The 20,162-nt window shown below is 51.5% G+C and carries 19 protein-coding genes; 14 read left to right on the top strand and 5 right to left on the bottom strand.

Annotated features, from left to right (window positions below; all coding sequences use genetic code 11):
* The first annotated feature begins 163 nt into the window (after window positions 1-163).
* The 3 genes from HOM51_01335 (at window position 164) to HOM51_01325 (ending at window position 3,098) form a co-directional block, all read left to right on the top strand.
* The gene (locus tag HOM51_01335; protein ID MBT5033137.1) at window positions 164-907 is read left to right on the top strand and encodes a hypothetical protein; all 744 of its coding nucleotides are present in this window, start codon (window positions 164-166) and stop codon (window positions 905-907) included.
* Between the two features lie 91 nt (window positions 908-998).
* Window positions 999-1,595, top strand: coding sequence for a hypothetical protein (locus tag HOM51_01330; GenBank protein MBT5033136.1), 597 nt, complete (start codon window positions 999-1,001; stop codon window positions 1,593-1,595).
* 9 nt (window positions 1,596-1,604) lie between these two features.
* Window positions 1,605-3,098 (top strand): tripartite tricarboxylate transporter permease, encoded by a 1,494-nt coding sequence (locus tag HOM51_01325; protein ID MBT5033135.1) that lies wholly within the window; start codon window positions 1,605-1,607, stop codon window positions 3,096-3,098.
* 64 nt (window positions 3,099-3,162) lie between these two features.
* Here the strand turns inward: HOM51_01325 and HOM51_01320 are convergent, their stop codons facing one another.
* Window positions 3,163-3,927, bottom strand: coding sequence for a redoxin domain-containing protein (locus tag HOM51_01320; GenBank protein MBT5033134.1), 765 nt, complete (start codon window positions 3,925-3,927; stop codon window positions 3,163-3,165).
* Window positions 3,928-4,138: 211 nt separating this feature from the next.
* On the opposite strand from HOM51_01320, the gene HOM51_01315 reads away from it, so the two are divergent.
* From HOM51_01315 to HOM51_01305, 3 genes are read left to right on the top strand one after another with little or no spacing between them, the layout of a single operon-like run.
* Window positions 4,139-5,263 carry a Gfo/Idh/MocA family oxidoreductase gene (locus HOM51_01315; GenBank protein ID MBT5033133.1) on the top strand — a complete coding sequence of 375 codons (1,125 nt, stop codon included), beginning with the start codon at window positions 4,139-4,141 and terminating at the stop codon, window positions 5,261-5,263.
* Between the two features lie 24 nt (window positions 5,264-5,287).
* A complete protein-coding gene (locus HOM51_01310) occupies window positions 5,288-6,340 on the top strand; it encodes an Ldh family oxidoreductase (GenBank protein MBT5033132.1) in 1,053 nt (350 codons plus the stop codon).
* 3 nt (window positions 6,341-6,343) lie between these two features.
* Window positions 6,344-7,399 carry an Ldh family oxidoreductase gene (locus tag HOM51_01305; GenBank protein ID MBT5033131.1) on the top strand — a complete coding sequence of 352 codons (1,056 nt, stop codon included), beginning with the start codon at window positions 6,344-6,346 and terminating at the stop codon, window positions 7,397-7,399.
* Here HOM51_01305 and HOM51_01300 read toward each other — a convergent pair.
* Window positions 7,396-8,370, bottom strand: coding sequence for a quinone oxidoreductase (locus HOM51_01300; GenBank protein ID MBT5033130.1), 975 nt, complete (start codon window positions 8,368-8,370; stop codon window positions 7,396-7,398). The genes HOM51_01305 and HOM51_01300 overlap by 4 nt on opposite strands.
* Window positions 8,371-8,523: 153 nt before the next feature.
* Between HOM51_01300 and HOM51_01295 the strand changes: the two genes are divergently transcribed.
* Together HOM51_01295 and HOM51_01290 are read left to right on the top strand one after the other, a co-directional pair.
* A complete protein-coding gene (locus HOM51_01295) occupies window positions 8,524-8,961 on the top strand; it encodes a heme-binding protein (GenBank protein ID MBT5033129.1) in 438 nt (145 codons plus the stop codon).
* Window positions 8,962-9,067: 106 nt separating this feature from the next.
* Window positions 9,068-10,429 (top strand): AAA family ATPase, encoded by a 1,362-nt coding sequence (locus HOM51_01290; protein ID MBT5033128.1) that lies wholly within the window; start codon window positions 9,068-9,070, stop codon window positions 10,427-10,429.
* 61 nt (window positions 10,430-10,490) lie between these two features.
* On the opposite strand, the gene HOM51_01285 is transcribed toward HOM51_01290, so the two are convergent.
* Window positions 10,491-11,699, bottom strand: coding sequence for a hypothetical protein (locus tag HOM51_01285; GenBank protein MBT5033127.1), 1,209 nt, complete (start codon window positions 11,697-11,699; stop codon window positions 10,491-10,493).
* An 8-nt stretch (window positions 11,700-11,707) separates the two neighbouring features.
* The gene (locus HOM51_01280; GenBank protein MBT5033126.1) at window positions 11,708-12,562 is read right to left on the bottom strand and encodes an MBL fold metallo-hydrolase; all 855 of its coding nucleotides are present in this window, start codon (window positions 12,560-12,562) and stop codon (window positions 11,708-11,710) included.
* Between the two features lie 212 nt (window positions 12,563-12,774).
* Between HOM51_01280 and HOM51_01275 the strand changes: the two genes are divergently transcribed.
* The 6 genes from HOM51_01275 to HOM51_01250 all read left to right on the top strand — a co-directional run bounded on the left by HOM51_01275 (window position 12,775) and on the right by HOM51_01250 (window position 19,450).
* Window positions 12,775-13,752 carry a tripartite tricarboxylate transporter substrate binding protein gene (locus HOM51_01275; protein ID MBT5033125.1) on the top strand — a complete coding sequence of 326 codons (978 nt, stop codon included), beginning with the start codon at window positions 12,775-12,777 and terminating at the stop codon, window positions 13,750-13,752.
* Window positions 13,753-13,841: 89 nt separating this feature from the next.
* Entirely contained in the window at window positions 13,842-14,303 is a 462-nt protein-coding gene (locus HOM51_01270) for a tripartite tricarboxylate transporter TctB family protein (protein ID MBT5033124.1), read from the top strand.
* Window positions 14,300-15,793: a C4-dicarboxylate ABC transporter permease gene (locus tag HOM51_01265; protein ID MBT5033123.1), complete on the top strand. Its 1,494-nt coding sequence runs from the start codon at window positions 14,300-14,302 to the stop codon at window positions 15,791-15,793. Before HOM51_01270 ends, HOM51_01265 begins: the two co-directional genes overlap by 4 nt.
* 21 nt (window positions 15,794-15,814) lie before the next feature.
* The gene (locus tag HOM51_01260; protein ID MBT5033122.1) at window positions 15,815-16,828 is read left to right on the top strand and encodes a Gfo/Idh/MocA family oxidoreductase; all 1,014 of its coding nucleotides are present in this window, start codon (window positions 15,815-15,817) and stop codon (window positions 16,826-16,828) included.
* A 216-nt stretch (window positions 16,829-17,044) separates the two neighbouring features.
* Window positions 17,045-18,328: a DUF898 family protein gene (locus tag HOM51_01255; GenBank protein MBT5033121.1), complete on the top strand. Its 1,284-nt coding sequence runs from the start codon at window positions 17,045-17,047 to the stop codon at window positions 18,326-18,328.
* 3 nt (window positions 18,329-18,331) lie between these two features.
* Window positions 18,332-19,450 (top strand): M48 family metallopeptidase, encoded by a 1,119-nt coding sequence (locus HOM51_01250; GenBank protein MBT5033120.1) that lies wholly within the window; start codon window positions 18,332-18,334, stop codon window positions 19,448-19,450.
* Window positions 19,451-19,458: 8 nt separating this feature from the next.
* Here the strand turns inward: HOM51_01250 and HOM51_01245 are convergent, their stop codons facing one another.
* Window positions 19,459-20,097, bottom strand: a complete 639-nt coding sequence (locus HOM51_01245) for a cyclic nucleotide-binding domain-containing protein (GenBank protein ID MBT5033119.1) — start codon at window positions 20,095-20,097, stop codon at window positions 19,459-19,461.
* Window positions 20,098-20,162 lie beyond the last annotated feature (65 nt).

Here is a 20,162-nt window from a genome sequence, read left to right as displayed (position 1 = left end):
TTTCTATAATCCAAAAAGAAAGCATGGTAACAATGGAATGCTGTCGCCAATCGAGTTCGAACGACAGCAAAAATGGAAGTCACCGGGTGTCTAAGAAATCGGGGGCTATTCAAACTTCAATAAGTTCGTTCGGGTTATGGGCCATTCGAAGTCGAAGGCTTGGATGGACTGGCAGTATTTCCAGGCTGCTAACTCGGTCGCAAGTTGGTCGGTTCGTAAAGACTCTAAGTTCCAAACGACTGAGGAAGTCATTGCTTTCGCCAAGAAGAATCCCGGCAAGGTGACGATTTCAACGTCGGGCACCGGCGGTCTTTGGCAAGAACTTGCACTGATCGTTTCTCAAGCGGCTGGCATCAAGTTGAAGTTTATCCCCTATAAGGGTGGCAAGCCTGCAACGCTTGCGGGTCTTCAAGGCGAAGTCGACATCACCGGTGGCGGCGTGCACGAGCACGTTGAATTCATTCGTTCGGGTAAACTGCGCAACTTGCACACAACGTCTGCGAAAACGTTGGATGTAGGCGGTGGCATTAAGCTCCGTTCGATTGGTGATATTGTCCCAAGCCTGAAGCCAGTTCTGCCGGTTGGCGGAATTTATAACTTCGCGATCCGTCGGAGCGCACCGATGGAGGTGATGAAGAAGTTCAAGAAGGCATTCATCGCAGCTGTTCATTCTGAAAAGTTTGCAGCGATTGCCAAGCGGAAGTTCTTTGAAATCGATATCAAAACGGGTGCGGTCGCTGACCGTCGCGCGGCGCAAGTCGAAGCCATTACGGCGCAGACATTCTGGGCGGTACGTGACCAAATCGGTAAAAAGGTCTTAACCGCGAAGGAACTGGGTCTGCCTGCTGTTAAGGACTTTGATAAGTGGTGGCCGCCGAAAGGCTATAAGCCAATCAAAGGTCTCTAAGCCAGTATAGCTAAGGCTAAAAAACAATGCCGGATGGGTTGCATTAATCGTGTAGCCCATCCGGTGTTTTTGTTTAAATGGAAGTTTCTTTATGAGTTCAGACGAACCCAATTCAGAGCAACCCCAAGAAGCTTACTTCAGTGGGGAAGAAGACGTTGCTGAACGGACGACGCCGGCCAAGGACTTAGGTGCGGCGTACGTCATTGGTATCTTTGCGATTGGCGCGTTGATTCTTGCCGCAATCATGCCGGTTGTCCAAAAGCCCTATACCGCAGCCGGACTATTACCGGGTTTAACCGCGATTACCTTGCTTGGCATGGCGATTGGCCTTGGCAGGCGGGCCATTCGGATGGGCGCGAAGGTTGGGTTTAAAGACAAATTCTTCGCTGCAATCCATGCATTCTTCGCCAACGAAGAGGACGTTCGGACAGTAATTCTATTTACGCTCGTCGGTGTTTATATCTTCTTTATATTGGAGTTGAATTTTGTTTTCAGAATTGACGCATTCGGTCTCCATCGTGCGGTGGGCAGTTTTGAGCTTTATACCGTCATATTTTTAGCCGGAATTTTGAAGTATTTTTGGAAATCATCCCTCAAGAATTGCCTTCTGGTTGCCGTCGGTTGGACCTTTGCTTTGACGGCAATATTTGTGCATGGGTTTTCTATTCCCATGCCAGGCATGTTGTAGGAATTTACGATGACCACACAAATGATACTTCATGCCCTGAGCCCGTATTTGCTATTCATTTGCCTCGCAGGCGTGACCCTCGGCATTATTTGGGGCGCGATGCCGGGGCTATCGACGACGATGGCGATGGCTCTGTTGATCGGCCTTGCCGCCGGTATGGATCAAGATACGTCGATCATGTTCATGATCGGGGTGTATACAGGCAGCGTCTTTGGCGGTGCGATTTCCGCCGTTCTTATTAACATACCCGGCACACCCGATGCCGTCCCCACCATGATTGAGGGACATTCTTTGGCCAAGAAGGGCGAGGGCGGGCTTGCCCTGGGGACCGCGATCGCTGCGTCTTTCATGGGTAACTGGGTTGGAATTCTACTCCTGATCTCCTTCATTCCCCTTCTTCTGGCACTCGCGTTGCAGTTCAAGTCCTGGGAAATGTTCCTGCTATCGATGTGGGGGATCGCGGTCTGCGGTTCCATGTCGGCGGGGGAATTGCCGATGAAGGGCTGGATCACGGGTTGGCTTGGTCTTCTGTTCGCGTTCATTGGATTGGAAGGTCTGGATGGTGTGCCGCGTTATACTTTCGGCACTGAAATTCTAGAAGACGGAATTAGTTATATTCCGGTCCTGATTGGGTTGTTCGGATTGGCTGAAGTCTTATGTGTTCTACCGCAAACATCGCCCTATACAATACCGTCGGATGTCGGGCGGATTGTTCCCCCATTCCATGTGCTTCGGAAGTATGCGTGGTCGTCTGTGAGATCGGGTTTAGTCGGCACAATCATTGGGGCGATTCCGGGAGCAGGTGCCAACGTTGCATCATTTTTGGCCTACGACATCGGCAAGCGCCAAGCCTCACCCGAAGAACGCGCCAAGTGGGGTAAGGGCAGTTACGAAGCCATCGTGTGTGCTGAGGTGGCGAACAATGCCAACGTCGGCGGGTCCTTGCTGCCAACCCTGACTCTGGGCATTCCCGGCAATGCGGCGGCTGCTGCCATTCTTGCCGCCTTGGAAATGAAAAACGTCGTTGTTGGCCCGACCATTCAAACAGAAAATCCAGGATTGATCTATTTCATCTATATCGGGCTAATCATTGCTAACTTCCTGATGTACGGCATGGCGATTGCGCTGGTGAAGCCGTGCGTCAAATTGTTCAGCCTACCCCGAACACTCTTGATGCCGCTGATCATTCCGCTCTGTATTGTCGCGGCGTTTGCTGTGGGGTTAGATGATTTCCATGTTTATTTGGCATTCGTCGCCGGGATCATTGGCTACGTCTTGCACCGGTTTGGGTTTCCTTTGGCCCCGATGGTGCTGGCGTTAATCCTAGGACCACTAGCCGACGAAAACTTCCGGCGTTCGCTGCGGATATTCGTCAGCAAATTCGAAACCAAGGACTGGACCTCTGTCGTGGCGGAACACTGGATCGGTGTGATCTTGATCGTCGTTGTGGTCTATACCTTCTACGATGGGATATTTAAGCGAGGCAAAGAGGCTGAGGCCTAGAATTAAAAAAGGGCTCGGTCAAAAAGACCGAGCCCTTTAATTTTAGAATTGATATCTCGTAAGCTTAAGTAGCGCTCGCCGGAGTATCGCCTTCTTTTCTCGGCGTGTTCTGAAATCTGCCGTGTTTATTATAATAGGTATCCACAGCATGGTGTTTGGCAACAACGTGCGGCGCACCTTTTAGGAAATCCCACCACGCAACAAAACCACCGGTCCACATGGTTCTGATCATGTTGTATTTCTTGCGGCTGGCGCGAAGTTCCAACATCGGCGCATTCTCGACCGTGTGCAGGTTCTCCCGATCCTTCAGAGTTTCCGCCAACAAATGCGGGGCCGTCCAGTTGCAGCGGTAATGGACTGTGCCGTCAGGCCGAATGACGTAGCAGACATTTGGCATGGAACCATAAGCTTTGTGAAAATCACCGTCCAAATTATCAACCAGAATGCGACGGAATTCGCCATAACGCGGTGCCAGTAAATTCGCTGCCGCTTTCTTCTCGTCCATGGACTTGTGCGGCCCTAAGCGTTCGCCAGGGTGCGCTTCGCGAACGTAAACACACACAAACTCCACATCTGGGAATTCTTTGGCGACCCCTTCCATAATTTCGATGTTCTTGGTGTACATCGAACAGGTCGAAGACGCGGTTTCAATCACCAGCCATTTGCCGGCGAAATCAGACAATTTGACGTCGTCACCCGTATTTAGGTCCGTGAGAGTGAAATCTTGAACCTTTTCACCCGCCGCAGGCCCTAGGAAAATTTCAAAGTCATACTGCTTCACTTTGAAACGTGGATTGTTATAAGGCAGTGGTGCCTGTTGCTCAGCCATGGCGCTATTCCTCGTGTATTAATTTGATTGCCGAGAATTTACCAAGCAATTTCCAGTTTTTCAACCAATCCCTCTTAAACAATTCGTGAGAATCGGATTTCGCCATGGTATGGGTTTTAAAACTGGTGGTTTTCGATTATGACTACCGCCGCCAAGGCCCCGTTGCGGGATAGGGCATCTGGAATTTTAGTTTAAAACCAAAGGATACAAGATGAGCAATACCGGTAAAGAAATTGGATTGGCAATTATTGGCTGTGGAACCATCGGTCGCATTCGGGCCCGCTTCGCCCGCGATTATCCCGCAATCAAATGGCTGGGTGTCTGCGATATTGACGAGAAACTTGGCAAAAGTGTCGCAGAAGAATCCGAAGCCGACTTCTTTACCGCTGATTTCAACGAACTGGTCAATCGACCCGAGGTCAACGCGATCATTATCGCCACCGATGAGAACAAGCACGTCGACCCGGTCATGGCGTCAATAGCGACGGGATCTGATTTGTTCATCGAGAAACCCTTGGCGACAAACCCGGACGAATCTCAAAAAATCTATGACGCGATCAAAGAAAATAATATCGATGCGGTGATCGGCTATACCAACCGTTTTCGCCGTCGCTTCCAAGCGGTTAAAGGTAAGCTGGTAACGGGGCAAATCGGTGACGTCACGACCGTCTGTACCCGTGCCTTTATGAACCGCATGGTGCCGATTGCGACCATCCGTCGGACCAACGAGCGTCATAACCTGACTCCGATGGTGGTTTCCGGTACGCACTCTTTGGACATGTCGCTGTGGCTGATGGAAGGCAAGAAACCTGTATCGGTTTACGCGCAGTCCGTCGATAAAGTCTTGAGCCAGTGGGGCACTAAGGATTCAACCTTGAGCGTCTTCACCATGGATGACGGAACGATCTTTAGCATGAACATCAGTTGGGCGCTTCCGACAGTGTGGCCGGGTGCCGTGTACGGCTTGCAGGTCGGTATCGTTGGTGAAAAGGGTGTGATCGATGTTGAAGACACTCACCGCGATATGGTGATGGCAACGTCTGTTCCACAACCGGGTGGGTATATGCCTGACGGGTTTAAACCAGAAGCCGACCGCCATGTTGAATTTATGACCAGCTATCCAGCAGGTGATATGAGCAGCGCTAATAACTTGTGGGGCCCCATGCGCGAAGAAACCAACAACTGGTTCACGCGTATTTCCATGGGTGTCGAATCACCTCACGCGACCGCAGCAGACGGCAACCGCAATCTATTGCTCACCATGGCCATGGATCTGTCTGCGAAGACCGGCGAAGTCATTAAGCTCCCTGAAAACCTAATCGACTTGTTTAACTAGGCGTTATTTTAGGGAGACAACTTAATGACCGAAGGCACTCGCTTTGATCCGGATGTTTTAAGGGCTTTTATATCGCGTGTCTTTGTGGCGGCCGGTATCCCTCGGGACGACGCTAATTTGGTTGCGGACCTGATGACGCGATCTGATCTCGAAGGCTCTGATACGCATGGTATCTTTCGCTTGAAGATGTATGTCGGCGCGGTTCTTGCCGGCAAGACATCAAAGACTCCCAACATTCACATCGAACGTGAATCCGGCAATACAGCCGTTGTTCATGGCGATGATGGGCTCGGCCATTTGGCGATGAACTTTGCGACCAAGCTGGCGATTAAAAAAGCCAAAGAAAATGGCATGAGCTGGATTGGTATCAACCACGGCAACCATGCGGGACCGGCGTCGTTATGGGCCAAAATGTTGCTTGAACACGACATGATCGGCATCTACTCAGCCGTCGCCGGGGTCAACCACGTGGCACCTTGGGGTGGAACCGATTTGCTGCTCGGCACCAACCCCATTGCCTTTGCAGTTCCAGGGTTGGAAGAACCGGCAATCGTCTTGGACATGGCAACGACTGTATCATCAGCCGGGAAAATTCAGGTGAAGGCTCAGCGCGGTGAATCCATGCCAGAGGGATGGATGATTGGCAATGACGGCAAACCGTTGACCGATTCCAGTCGTATGAAAGAAGGCTCAGTTCTGCCCATCGGTGGACCTAAAGGGTATGGCTTGGCATTAATGATTGGCTTGCTTGCGGGGACCCTGAACGGGGCAGCATTCGGTAAAAATGTTGATGCCTTCACAGATCCCGGCAAGAACGCGCCCAACACGGGACAATTCATTGCGGCTATTTCGATTGAAGCGTTTGGTGATGTCGAAGGCTTCAAGCGCCAAGTCGATGACGTGATCCGATCCATTAAAGCATCTCCCTTGATGCCGAGGTTCGAAGCGATCCGGCTGCCGGGCGAGCAAAGTCACATGCGTAATCTTGATCGGATTGCGAATGGGATTCCCATTCATGACAAGTTGAAAGCCGTCCTAAACGGCATGGCAGATGACCTGAAGGTCGAAGGGCTTTAGCCAATGTCGGACTCCCAGACCCGAGTTACGGCCGACCAACTGAGCACGTTCATCGCGCGGGCGTTTGAGAGCGTCGGCGTTTCAGGGAGCGATGCTAAAACTGTCGCTAAGATTATGACTGAGATTGACCTTTTAGGCGGAAGCGGTCACGGCGTTTTTCGTCTGCCACAATACATCCGCCGGATTAAGGCGGGGGGCATGAACGTCACGCCTGACATTCAGCTGGAGCACGAAACCAATTCCACGGCAGTGGTGAACGGCGATAACTGCATTGGCCATCTGGCGGTTAAGCGGGCGACGGATGTTGCAATTGAAAAAGCCGAGAAAATGGGTGTCGCCTGGGCTGGCGTTAAGATGGGCAATCATGCAGGCACGGCGTCAGTCTATGCGCGGATGGCGTTGCCCCACGACATGATCGGGATTTATTCCGCCGTCGGCAGCGCCAACCACCTACCACCTTGGGGCGGGCTGGAGATGTTGCTAAGCACGAACCCGATTGCGATTGCTGTACCCGCGATGGCCGAACCTCCCGTCGTGCTGGATATGGCGACGACTGTTGCGGCCTACGGCAAAGTTAAAACGGCGGCCCAACGGGGTGAGGAAATGCCCGTGGGTTGGATGGTCGATAATCAAGGCCAGCCGCTGACCGATCCCAAGCGCTCCAACGAAGGTTTCTTGATTCCTGTTGGTGAATATAAGGGCTATGGCATGGCGCTGGTGTTGGGACTTTTAGCAGGGACTTTAAACGGTGCCGCGATGGGCCACGACGTTATTGATTTCAACGCGGATGATGAATCCCTGACCAATACGGGGCAATTTATCTGCATGATCTCGTTGAAGGCGTTTGGAGATGTGGATGAGTTTAAGGGCCAAGTCGATGACCTTGCGCGGTCTCTAAGAGCTTCACCTACATTGCCGGGGTTTGATCAGGTGCGGCTGCCAGGTGAAAGCAGTCAGGGTAAGCATGATGATTTTTCGACCAACGGTATCCCCGTGCATCCGGAACTTGCCAAGGCCTTGAGCGCTCTCGCCCAAGACCTTGATATAAGCCCGCTTTAAGGGATCAGAATAAGCGATCCCGTTGTCTTCCGTGACTCCAAGTCCGTATGTGACTGGGCGCAATCAGAAAGCGCGTATTCCACCGGAGCTGGAATTTTCACATGCCCTGCCTTAACCACATCGAATAACGCATTGGCGCTCATCAACAGATCTTCACGAGACGCGCAGTACGTTGCGATGGTCGGACGGGTCAGATAGGCCGAGCCATGAGAAACAAGTTTCGCCAACCGCACAGGCTCAACAGTCCCCGATGAATTGCCGAAGCTGACCATGTAGCCGCGCGGGCTCAGGCAGTCCAAGCTGTCATCGAAGGTGTCTTTGCCGATACCGTCATAGACAACCGGCACACCTTTACCATCGGTGATTTCTTTAACCCGCTCAGAAACGGTTTCTTTTGAACTGACAATAACATGGTCGCAACCTTGGGACTTTGCCAGATTGACTTTGGCATCAGTACTAACAGTACCGATTACCGTCGCGCCAATGTGCTTCAGCCACTGACAAATAATCGTGCCAACGCCACCAGCTGCCGCATGGACCAGAACCGTATCGCCTGACTTTACAGGATAGCAGCGCATGATTAGGTATTCTGCCGTCATGCCCTTCATCATCATGGAAGCGGCGATTTTATCGTCAATGCCGTCTGGGATCGGGATCAAGCGCGCCGCAGGGGCCAAGCGTTCTTCCGTGTATGATCCCATGAGGGCGTGATAGCAAACCCGGTCGCCGACCTTCAGGTCATCAACGCCAGGGCCGACTTCAGTCACAACGCCAGCGCCTTCCATGCCAATAGGAACCGGCAGGTTATCGATCTTATGCGCACCGGAACGGTGATAGATATCCAGGTAGTTCACGCCGATGGCTGTATGCTTCAGCCGGACTTGGCCTTCTCCGGGGGCTCCGACGTCGATGTCGTCATAGCTGCAAACCTCAGGTCCGCCGTGCTCATGAATACGAATGGCTTTAGTCATGGTTGCTTCCACTTGTTGTTGAGATTGAAAATGCTGGGCAATTCTTAACGGATGATTGCCGGTTTGGCACTGGAAATTTTGCCTGGAACGAGAGAGTGTCCGGCGTTAGATTGCGCCAACTCAATTTCAGTCGAATTTTACAGAGGAATTCCCATGCCCTTCGCAGACACCAAACGCCTGACCACCGCAGGTGCCAAAAAAATGCTCGCCGCTGCCATCGCCAAGGCCGAGGAAATTGGCATCAAGGCCACCGTCGCCATCGTCGATGCGGGCGGGCACATGATTTGCCTGGAACGCATGGATGGCGGCAAATTCCACACCATTCATTCCTCAACAACCAAAGCCGTCTGCGCGTCGTCGAACAAGCGCATGACAACCACCCAAGGGGCCGTCGGCCAAGACCTCGACACGCTTCATGCCATTGGCCTCTCCCTAGCCGCCGGGACAGACCGCTGGACCGCCATGGAAGGCGGCTTCCCGATCATGGTAGACGGCGAATGCATCGGCGGCATCGGCGTTTCCGGTGGCGACTGGGAACAGGATGTCGATATGGCAAAGGCGGCTGGTGAGGCTGTCGGGCTGGAGATGTAGGGGGCAAAATTATTAGTTCTCTAACCTGAGACGTTCGGATATTCTTAATCCTGGCACCAAGATGCATAAGAATAATTTTTACTAAATTATTTGGGAGGAACATTCGATGGAACAAGCACCTCAAAATACAGCACCTAAAAATGCCGTTGAAGCCCCTCCCCGCCCTGCGGACATTAATGCTACAGGCCTCGATTTAGCATTCATCATTAATTTAATCGCCAAGGGCATGTACTTGGAGAATCTTGAGGAAGCCAGCCAAATTACCCAGGCAATTAAGTTGTCGACCAACATCGTCAACGGCGTAACCCAAGAGATGCTTGATCGCAAATTGATCCATGCCGCTGGATCAACGGGTGTTGGTGCCCTCTCTTCTATCCGCTATCAATTGACTCGAGAGGGTCAGCAAGTCGCTCTGGATGCTTGTAATCAAAATCAGTATTTTGGCCCAGCGCCTGTCACGTTAGAAGATTTTCAGGCCCGTGTTCTTGCACAAAAAATTGCCGGCGAATGGGTATCCAAAGAGAACATTGCAGAAGCGTTCGCAGATATCATTGTGCCTGAAAATTTCGTCAAACGTTTGGGGCCTGCGATCAACTCCGGCCACAGCATTCTTATTTACGGACCCGCCGGTAATGGCAAGACGACGGTGGCGGAGAAGGTTGCTGCTATCTTCGAGAGCGTCGTCTACATCCCGCATTGTATTGAGATCGAAGGCAATATTATCAAAGTGTTTGATCCTGCGGTTCATAAGGCCGTGGGACAGGCTGAAAAAGTGGAATCTTCACGACCATCGTTGCGGCGCGAGAGAAGCGACCAACGCTGGGTCGCCTGTCAGCGCCCAGTCGTTGTTACAGGCGGCGAGTTAACGATGGAAATGTTGGACCTAAAATTCAATGAATTTGCCAAATTCTATGAGGCACCCCTGCATATGAAGGCGCTCAATGGCACGTTTATCATCGATGATTTCGGTCGCCAAAGAGTTAGCCCCGAGGAAATTCTTAATCGCTGGATTGTGCCGCTGCAAACGCGTATCGATAACCTAACCCTACATTCGGGAAAAGCATTTACCATTCCCTTTGATGAGCTTTTGATCTTTTCCACCAATTTGGCGCCTGAAGATCTTATGGACCCGGCGTTCTTGCGCCGCATCCCCTACAAGTTGGAAACCTATGAGCCATCCAAGGACGCCTTTCGCCAAATATTTACAGCCGTCGCCGCCAAACAAGGTCTACAACTGACCGACGAAATTTTCGACTATGTGGTACGCGAGCTACAAGAAACGGTGAAAAAGCCACTCGCCTGCTATCAACCCAAATTCATCGTCGATCAGGTTATCGCCGCTTGTAAGTACGAGGGCATAGCCCCGATCATTACCGAAGCCTTTGTCGCCGACGCAATGAGCAACCTTTATGTGCATGACTCGAGCTATGTCGGCCAAGTCGGAACAGGCGATCAGAATTCAGATTAGCTGAAACTGGCTAATTTTATAATCTCAGCCCCACCGCGTCCGTCTTCGGTGATCCAGGAACCTAGGCCATTGGATTGGTCGGTAAACCAAGCAATATCTTGCCTTGGTTTTCGTAGGCCGTGTCACTGACGACCTGATGAAGCCCAGCGGTATGAATATCGCGAAAAAGGCGTTCAATAATATGCGGCTGGTGTAAGGCTGTATTACCAGCAAAATGATAAGCCTTGGACGCAATATCGATGGCGATGTCAGTGCATAAAACAGCGATGGATCGCCCTTCGGTAATAGCCGCGGCATCTGGGCGCCAACCCTCCAATGTCTTGGCTTCTATTTCCATATAGCTTTGATGAAGCAATGCCCGGGCCGAACGAAGTTTCAGATCGGCCTCACCAATGATGCGCTGAACGACGTGACGTTCCTCCAGCTTTGACATCCGAAAGGTCCCGCGTGTCGATGTCGCGATATGGATCAGTTCGTCTAATACGCGCCTCCCGACGCCAATAGCGACGCTGCCATGTTCTTTCGCGGCATAACAAATTGGCGGCAGGTGGAAGGCCTCACCGCCGCGAGCAGGTTGCGGATCTTCCATATCCCAAACAAAAGTTAGATCATCGGGGACAAAATAATTTTCGACAGAAAAATCAATGCTACCCGTCCCCTTGAGACCAACAACATCGTCCCAATTATGATGCAAGGTAACGTCAGCTTTGGGGAGTGCGCAAAATATGACTTGGGGCGGTCCCTCTTTATTTTGCGTGCCATCGATGACTGCCGCGCCTACAGACCATTCCGCGTGGCCAATCCCACTGTTAAAACGCCAGCGGCCATTGAGATTAAATCCACCTTCGGTCTTTTCTGCCACACCGGCCGGGAAAAAGGATATTGATGCCGTTGGTATGTGCCCGTCTTTAAAGACCTTATCGACACCAGATTGCGGTAAAAATGCACCGAGTGACGCGACAGATGTCGCTCCCACCATGGTGCACCAACCACTGGTGAAGTCATGGTATGCGAGTTCTTCAAGGACCAACATTTCCGTAACAGGATCAGCTTCAGCACCGCCAAGTACCGTCGGCATTTTAAGCCGAAATAAGCCCGATTCCCTCAGTGCTTTAACCGCTTCGGGTGCTAGGGTGGACAGTTCTTCACTTTTCTCAGCAGAAGCTCTAAGCGTATCTTTTATATCTTCTACCGCTTTGAGCAGAAACTCTCTCTTAGCCAATTTATCTTGTGGAAATGCATCGGTGTTTTTAAGCACGGCGTAATTCATAACGTCCCCTAGATTTGCAGACTCAGCCCCACCGCCCCTGTCTCCTCAAACTCACCAAACAAATGGTCATCGTGCGCGACGAGGAGTTTGATTTCGGGGTGACTTGTCTGGAGGCCATTGAGCCAGCGGAGTTGTCCGATGATCGGCGGTTCGTCTTCGATGATCCACGGGGCGGCTTTGCCTTTGATCAAGTTGATGTTGTCCATGTTCCAAGCGACGTCGAAAGCGTGCAGGAATTCCTGACCGCTTGCCATGCGGATGTAGACCATCTGTGAATCTGGGCTGTGGCCGGGTGATTTTAGGACGACGACACCCGGGGCGATTGGATAATGCACGGGGTAGTCGATGACGATGAAGTTTTTGACGTCGTCTTCGGTTATCGCCAAATGCGGGCGATGGGGTTCTTCGACCAACAGCCGGGCCGTTTCGGCGGAGATAATGGTTTTTCTCGCGAGGTCCGGAAAGTTGGGCGACATGATGACGCCACCTGCGTGGTCACCGTGATAGTGGCTCAGGAAAATTCCTTTGGCCTGATCCAACGCCTTTTGAAGCTTGGCGTATTCTTCCGGATAGTAGGGCTCTGCTGCCCCTTTTCCGAATGATTCATGAGTTTGGAGATCGAGCCCTGAATCTAAAACAAAAGTGCCATCGCCATAGACGAGCTGATAGGCCGTGCGCGGCATTGGTGTTGGCGTGTCATCACCGCCGGCAACGACAAGCTTTCTGGGGCGGATAGAGGACGCAACGCTGATCGCGTTAAGAGCCACCGGAAGGGAGCCCGGTAATACATTTGCCATCGCGCGAACGGTCGAGATATCCACATCGAAAGGAATTTCCGTCGCGACCTCTGTTTTCTCTAACATATTCTGGCACTCCACAATTTTATAAACGATGTCACATGTTAGAGAATTTCCACTGGTTTGCCACAAAATAAATGTGTTTTCTGATATTTCACAGGCCTTGCGGAAGGGGCACATTCTCGGGTAGGTTCAGGGTAACTAAACCGTGAGCACTTATGAGGCAACAGGGGCCTTACGGGTAAATTTTAAGACACTCAAACAGGGAGAACCAAAAAATGATTTCACGTAAAATGACGACCGGCTTTATCGCGGCAGTTGCAGCAGTAGCATTTGCCGGTTCAGCCTATGCGGCTGATTTTCCAAAAGGCCCAATCGAATTCGTAATTCCGTTTGGCGCGGGCGGTGGTGCTGACATCGAAGGACGTCTGCTGGCCAAGGAAATGAGCAAGGTCCTGGGTGTGCCGGTGACGCCGGTTAATAAGCCGGGTGCTGGTGGCGCAATCACCTACACCTATGTCAAAAATTCAAAGCCGAATGGACAGACGATCGCGTGGAATTCCACCTCCGTGCTGACCACGACCAACTTGGGCAACACAAGCTTTGATTATAATGCGCTTGATCATGTCGGTCGGGTTGAAGTGCAGCCTCTGCCCTTCGCGATCAAGGCGACCAAGCCATGGAAGACACTCGGCGATTTTATTAAAGCCTGTAAGGCCAAGCCAAATACCTTGAAGGTTGCGATTGCCAGCATTGGCAGTGCGACCCATCTTGGCGCACTGGCCTTGATGGATGCCATCGATTGTAAGGCCATTCACCTGCCAAAGGGCATCAAGGGTCGGAACAAGTCGGTTCTGAACGGCGAGGCAGACGCGATGATCGCGCCTCTGACCGGTGCGCAGCGTTTAACCAAAGCCGGTAAAATGAGAATTCTGGCATTCCCATCGGCAAAACGGAATTCACTATTCCCCAACGTGCCGACGGCCAAGGAACTCGGGTATAACGCTGAAATTGATTTCTTCCGTGGTCTTTCGGTAGCACCTGGAACGCCGAATGCGATTAAGGCAAAGCTGGCTGATGCCATGATGAAGGGGGCGAAGTCCAAAGCCTTCATGGGCCTTGCCAAGAAGAAGGGGTTCACCGTTTCCCCGATGGGTCATGAGGAATTCGCCAAGTACCTCGCGTCCGAAGACAAAAAGGTCAAATTGATCTTGAGGACAGCCGGGCTGTACAAGTCGAAGAAGCCTAAGAAATAAGTTAACTTCGCAATCCAAACTGGCGGCCCGCCCGAAAATGGGGTGGGCCGCCTTCGATTTTTAGACCAAGTAGGAAGCCGACCCGTTACATGAGACGGAAAAATATCATTGCCGGAGTGGTGTTGATTTTTATCAGCCTTTGGTACGGCTACCTCACTTCTGAATTGCCTGTACGGACCTTGCCGAATACCCCGGACCCGTCTTTTTTCCCATGGATCAATACGATTATTTTACTGCTATTAAGCGTGTCTCTGTTGGTTCAGGGATTGTTTTTTACTGAGGAAGGCGAAAGCAAAATTGACCCTGTCGCCCGACGGTTGGTTATCACTTCGCTGGCGCTGTTTTTTGGTTATTTATTGATTCTACCACCCTTAGGTTTCGTCGTTGCCAGCATTCCCTTCTTCGCCGCGATGATGGTGCTATTTGAAGAACGCCGCCCGATTTGGGTGGCATCGTCGTCTATTGCCGTAACAGTCGTACTGTTCTCGGTTTTCCGTTATGGCTTTGGGGTGTTATTGCCACTCGGAGTGATGGACGGGTTGGTGCCATGAGCCCCGATATTCTTGCAGGTATGACTCAGGCTAGTTTGCCGACCAGCCTTGTTGCGACATCGATTGGCGTCTTGTTCGGGCTCGTTGTTGGCATGATCCCCGGCATGACGATCAGCACGGGTATTATTGTTCTGCTCCCTCTGACATTCGTGCTTCCTGCCGATATTTCAATTGCATTGTTATTGGGACTTTACGTTGGCGGCATGACAGGGGGAAGTTTTTCCGCTGTTCTATTGAATATACCCGGCACGCCATCTGCTTCAGCCACGGCCATGGACGGATTTCCCATGGCATCCAGAGGCGAAGCGGGCAGGGCCTTGGGCATCGCCATTACCGCAAGTTTTATCGGCGGTCTGTTTAGTTTCTTTTGCCTGTATCTAATTGCACCCTTGCTGGCGGAGGTCGCGCTGGAATTCCGCACGCAAGATATGTTCAGCCTGTTGTTTTTCGGCATGACCATCATTTGTAGTTTCGCTGCTAAATCATTGGTTAAAGGTTTGTTGTCCGGCGCCATCGGATTGTTGATCGTGACCATTGGCCAAGACCCGGTGATGGGGACGGCACGGTTCACATTCGGCGACGTCAATATGATGGCAGGCATTCATTTTCTAACGGCCATGATTGGTTTGTTTGCCATACCTCAGTTGGTGGAAAACCTGATCGAGATGAAGGACGCCAAGAAGGCGGAGCGAACCCAGGCCAAGCTCGGGTCAATCCTGCCCAAGGCGGCGGACTTGAAAAAGATGCGGGTTCCTGTCGCCATCGGCTCTCTAACGGGTGCATTTTTAGGAATTTTGCCGGGCGCAGGAGGGCCCATCGCCGCCTTCATCAGCTACGACTATAGTAAAAAAGCCAGCAAGGAACCGGAGGTGTTCGGCAACGGCTCCGTCGAAGGCGTCGCGGCACCGGAGTCTGCCAACAATGCGGTAACAGGCGGTGCACTAATTCCGATGATGACATTGGGCATTCCGGGCGACCCCGTAACCGCGATCTTGATCGGTGCGTTGATGATCCATGGTCTGGCCCCAGGCCCGTTGCTGTTCATGGAACGGGCCGACTTTGCCTATGGAATTATTTTTTCGTTTTTCTGGGCTAACATATTTAATTTCATCATTGCTCTTTTGGGGTTGCGGATTTTAGTCAAGGTGCTGGCAACGCCCAAGGCATTGCTCATGCCCACCATCGCGATCTTGTGTGTGGTCGGCAGTTACGCCCTTCGCAACAGTTTCTTCGATGTTTACGTGATGTTGGCTTTTGGATTTTTGGGCCTCGCCATGAAGTGGCTGGATGTGCCCGTGGTGCCTTTGCTTTTGGCCTTAGTGCTGGGACGCCAGTTGGAAGAATATCTACGGGTCGGGCTGACATCGTCTAAGGGAGACATCACAATATTCTTCACTTCACCCATCAGCCTATCATTTTTATGTTTGTCGGTAGCATCAGTGGCGTGGTCATTTTATTCGGAGCGGAACAAACAGCCTGCTCCCAGTTAACTTAAATAGGAGATTCTAAGTATGAGTTCAGAACCAATTCGCATTGCGTCAGTTGGGCTAGGGTGGTGGTCGGATGTTTTGGCGGATGCCGCGCTCCGAACCGATGGACAGGTTCAGATCGCGACATGCTTTACGCGGTCTGAAGAAAAGCGAAAAATTTTCGCGGAAAAATACAGCTGTGCTGCGGCCAGCAGTATTGAAGAAGTTCTGGGTGACGACAGTATTGATGGCGTCATTAACACGACACCGAACCACGTCCATCTGGAAACTACAGCCGAGGCGGCCAAGGCGGGCAAGCATGTGTTCTTGGATAAGCCAATCGCAAACACGATTGCCGATGCCAAGGCGATCACGCAGGTCTGTAAGGATAATAATGTCGTCTTAGGTGTCGGCTATCAGCGCCGCCGCCAGGGTCACTTCCGTTGGATTCAAGAACAAATCGCAGCGGGAAACTTTGGCAAATTGGTCAATGCGGAAGCCAACATCAGTCGGGACCGCTTGGGGCAGTTTGAGCCGGGTCACTGGCGTTACACAGCAGAAGGCATGCCGGGCGGCGTGATGCTGCAAATTGGCCTCCACTACGTGGATGTTTTGATGATGCTCATGGGGCCGGTAAAATCAGTCTCCGGCATGGCGTCGCAGCTTGTCTTGCCAGGCGACAATCCAGATGTTGGTACGTTGATGATGAAGCATGAGAATGGGGCAATTTCGACCCTGAACACGTGCTACGCATCGGCGACTGAAAATTATGTGATGAACATCTACGGCAAAAAGATGAATGCCTATTTTAATCTGCACGACGGTCTGCGCGCGGTAAAGCAAGGCGAAGACAAACAGTTTAAGGTTGAGGTCGATAGAGTTGATGATTTGGTCGGTGAACTCATTGAATGGGCCGAAGCCATTCGCGGCAACGGCACACCAGAGGTCGGCGGCGAGGGTGCCACCGAAAGCTTGGCCGTGATCAAGGCCGGCATCACGTCGGTAAAAGAACGCCGCGAAGTAGATGTGGCGGAAATACTAGCGCTGGAGGACTAAGCTCGATATCGGGATTAGTCTGTGCCGCTTAGCACCCTTCGAGACGCGCGATGCTCGCGCTCCTCAGGATGAGGTTGTTATTATATTGTTGTTAATTTAAATCTCTCCACTAACATCCTCATCCTGAGGAGGCTTTGGAGAAGCCGTCTCGAAGGGTGCTCAGCGGCACATCATTAGAGAGTTAGGACCTCCGATGTTAACTATGAAAAAGTCTCAATGACCAATCAGGGAATGACGTCTGAAGACCTTCTGGAATCAGAAGACCAATTCCCTGATGCCGAATTCACGGGAACGCGAAAGCCGTTATTCTGGCTGCTTTTAAAGAACGCCCTGTTCACGATCATGACCTTGGGGATTTATCGGTTCTGGGCGAAGACCTGGGTGCGGCAGTATTATTGGAGCAACGTCCGGGTTTTTGGTGATCCGCTGGAATACACCGGCCGTCCTATCGAGTTGTTGGTTGGGTTCTTGATCATCTTGGCCATATTGCTGCCGATGGGTGGGATATTCAGCAGCCTTGAGTTTATGGCGGAAGGGGCTGCGCCGATCTTTCAGCGAGCCCTAAACGTCGCCTATTACTTCGCGCTCTATATGTTGATCCAGGTCGCATTCTATCGCTTGTGGCGGTTCAGGCTGAGCCGAACGACGTGGCGGGGAGTACGATTCGGTTTGGATGGTTCTGCTTGGGCGTATCTGGGAATGGCGATTGTATGGGGCGTTGTGACGGTGCTGAGTTTAGGCCTCGCCTTTCCCTGGATGCGGGCGAAGCTGATCGAATACCGTATGAATCATTCTCGGTTCGGCAATACGACCCTGACTTTTCACATGCCGATGCAGGATTTGTGGGGTTTGTTTATTCCGTGGTTGGGGACTTATCTGGTATTTTCTGGGGCGGTATTCTCACTCGCTTTTTTCTATTGGAGCGACCTCGAATCTATTTGGAACGTGGCAATGGGCACGGCTACGAAAGTTGATTTAAAGCCGGGAGGTTATTTAGGCTATCTAAGTTTCTTTATTCTGTTTTTGTCGTTCCCAATTTTTTTGGTATGGTACCGGACCCGTGAACTTCAGTTCACGATCAATGGTATTAAACTCAAGAATTTTGATTTTCACAGCCAATTGCGCCCGTCATTTGTCCTTTGGCGGATATTTCTGACGCTCGTTGTTTGCGCAATTGTATTTGCGGGAAGCCCTGTAGTACTTTTTGCGATTACAAGTGTGTGGTTTGAAATTGGAACTTTAGCTGATTTGACACCGGAGACGATGGCTCAAGTCATATTGCCGTTGTGGATTCTATTCGTCATTGTTATTGGGCTACTCTTTCTTTTCGTATTTCCGATTCTGGTCCATTTGATGTTTCGCTTTCACGCGGTTCGCCATGTTTGTGAAACCTTGAAAGTTCCTGATCAGGGCATCTTCGAGCAGATAATTCAATCGACCCAGAAAGACCCATCGTACGGCGAAGGCATGGCGGATGCATTTGATGTGGGAGCCATCTAAGCGATGGAAGTGCACGCCAAATTTAATGACGGGAAAACCGCGAAAACCCATGTTGTTAAGGTTGTCTTTGGGGAGGGTGGCGTTGTCGTTTTAGATACGGACGGGAACCAAATTGCCGACTGTCCGGCGGAAGATGTTCGTGTCGTTGACAAGGGTGGTGCGCGCCAAGCCGTCAGGTTGAAATTTGGTGATGCGGGCCAGGAGCGGTTGGTGCTATCCCGGCGCGATGATCTGACGAAGATCGAGGCCGTTTGTTCTCGCCTTTATCAAGGCCCACAAGAGTTTAGGAGTCGCTGGCGGACGATTTTAGTTGTTGGTCTTGCGGCAATCATTTCTGTGACGGTGATCGTCAAAGTAGGCATTCCCCTATTTGCCGAACAAGTCGCTCGCGCCCTTCCGGTAAGCACGGTCGCCCGGGTCGGGGATCGCGTTCACGACGAAATCATTAAGGGGCTCGCCTATATGGAAAAGCGCCCGGCGCAAGAGATGCTGTGCAACGATAAAGCAGGGCTCGCGCTGATAAATCGCCTGATCGGCAAGCTAGTGGCGGGAGCTGAAGACAAAGCAGCCGTGAAAATCTCAGTTATCAACAGCAAGATTATAAATGCAGCGGCCTTGCCCGGTGGTCGAATTATTCTGTTCAGAGGCATGCTTGAATTCGTTAAGAATGAGGGCGAATTGGCAAGCGTTCTGGCTCATGAGTTTGGCCACGTCCAATTGCGTCACCCGACAAAAAATGTTGTTCAAGGCGCGACCCTTGGGGTGCTGATGACCCTGCTGATTGGGGATGTCGCAGGCGGGTTGGCACTTACCGGACTGAGCACGGCGACATTGCAATCGGCCTACAGTCGGGATGCAGAGCGAGAAGCGGACGCGGTTGAATTAGAGCTTATGCGGCGGAGCGGTTTAGATATAGAAGATTCCGCGCGCTTTTTTAAACGACTTCAAGAAAAGGCAGGTGATCAAGACGGGATTATGTCGTTTCTTTCTAGTCATCCACCCTTGAAGGAACGCGTAGCTACGGCACAAGAGAAAGCGCGCCAACGTCCGCCGGGCAGGCATATTACAAAAATTCTCACGCGGGCTGAATGGGCCAAGGTTAAGGGGATATGCGGGACATAAAGAGGCGATTAAGTTAGCGCATTGGCGCGGCTATCCGCTTCTTTCCAATTTTGCATCAGGCGATCAACCATCAGGCGGACCAGATACATACCGAAGTCTGGATTCTGGTAATAGAGCTGCAGCATGGTGTCGGTATCCAACGTGTAGAATTCACAGTCGTTCATGCAGATGGCGGTGCAGGTGCGGCTGTTATCAGATGTGAAAACGGCAATTTCACCAAAGACTGCGCCCGTGCTTTGTTCCACTTCGAATTCTTCCAGGCTGACGGTGCCCGAATGAATAAAATACATTTTGTCTGAAATGTCGCCTTTCGCAAATAAGACGGTGCCCGCTTTCATTTTTTCAAGGGTCATAAAGGGAAGTAACGGCGCCATGGCATTTCGGGTCGTGCCGGACGCTTTTTTCATGTCGTCGATCAGTTGGATCATCTGAAACAAACGTACTGTATTCAACGGTAGCAAGATGGCGTGTAGAAATACCGTTGGGTAGCTTTCCGATAACAGCCCAAAAATGAGCAGTCCAATATTACTGCAAATAGCCCCTAGCCGGAGGGGGATCATAGTCTTGCGGTACATGGCCCAGATACTGACCACCCCCGCGATGTATCCAATGATGTTGATCCAATGAAAAATGCCAGACTCAAACATGGTCGCCTCCTTTAATGTTTATGACACTAGCATTTTTTGAGGAACGGGTTCGACCGCCTATGGCA

This window comes from Rhodospirillaceae bacterium, assembly GCA_018660465.1.
In the GTDB taxonomy this organism is placed as follows: domain Bacteria; phylum Pseudomonadota; class Alphaproteobacteria; order Rhodospirillales; family JABJKH01; genus JABJKH01.
This window is presented reverse-complemented; position numbering and strand designations above follow the sequence as displayed.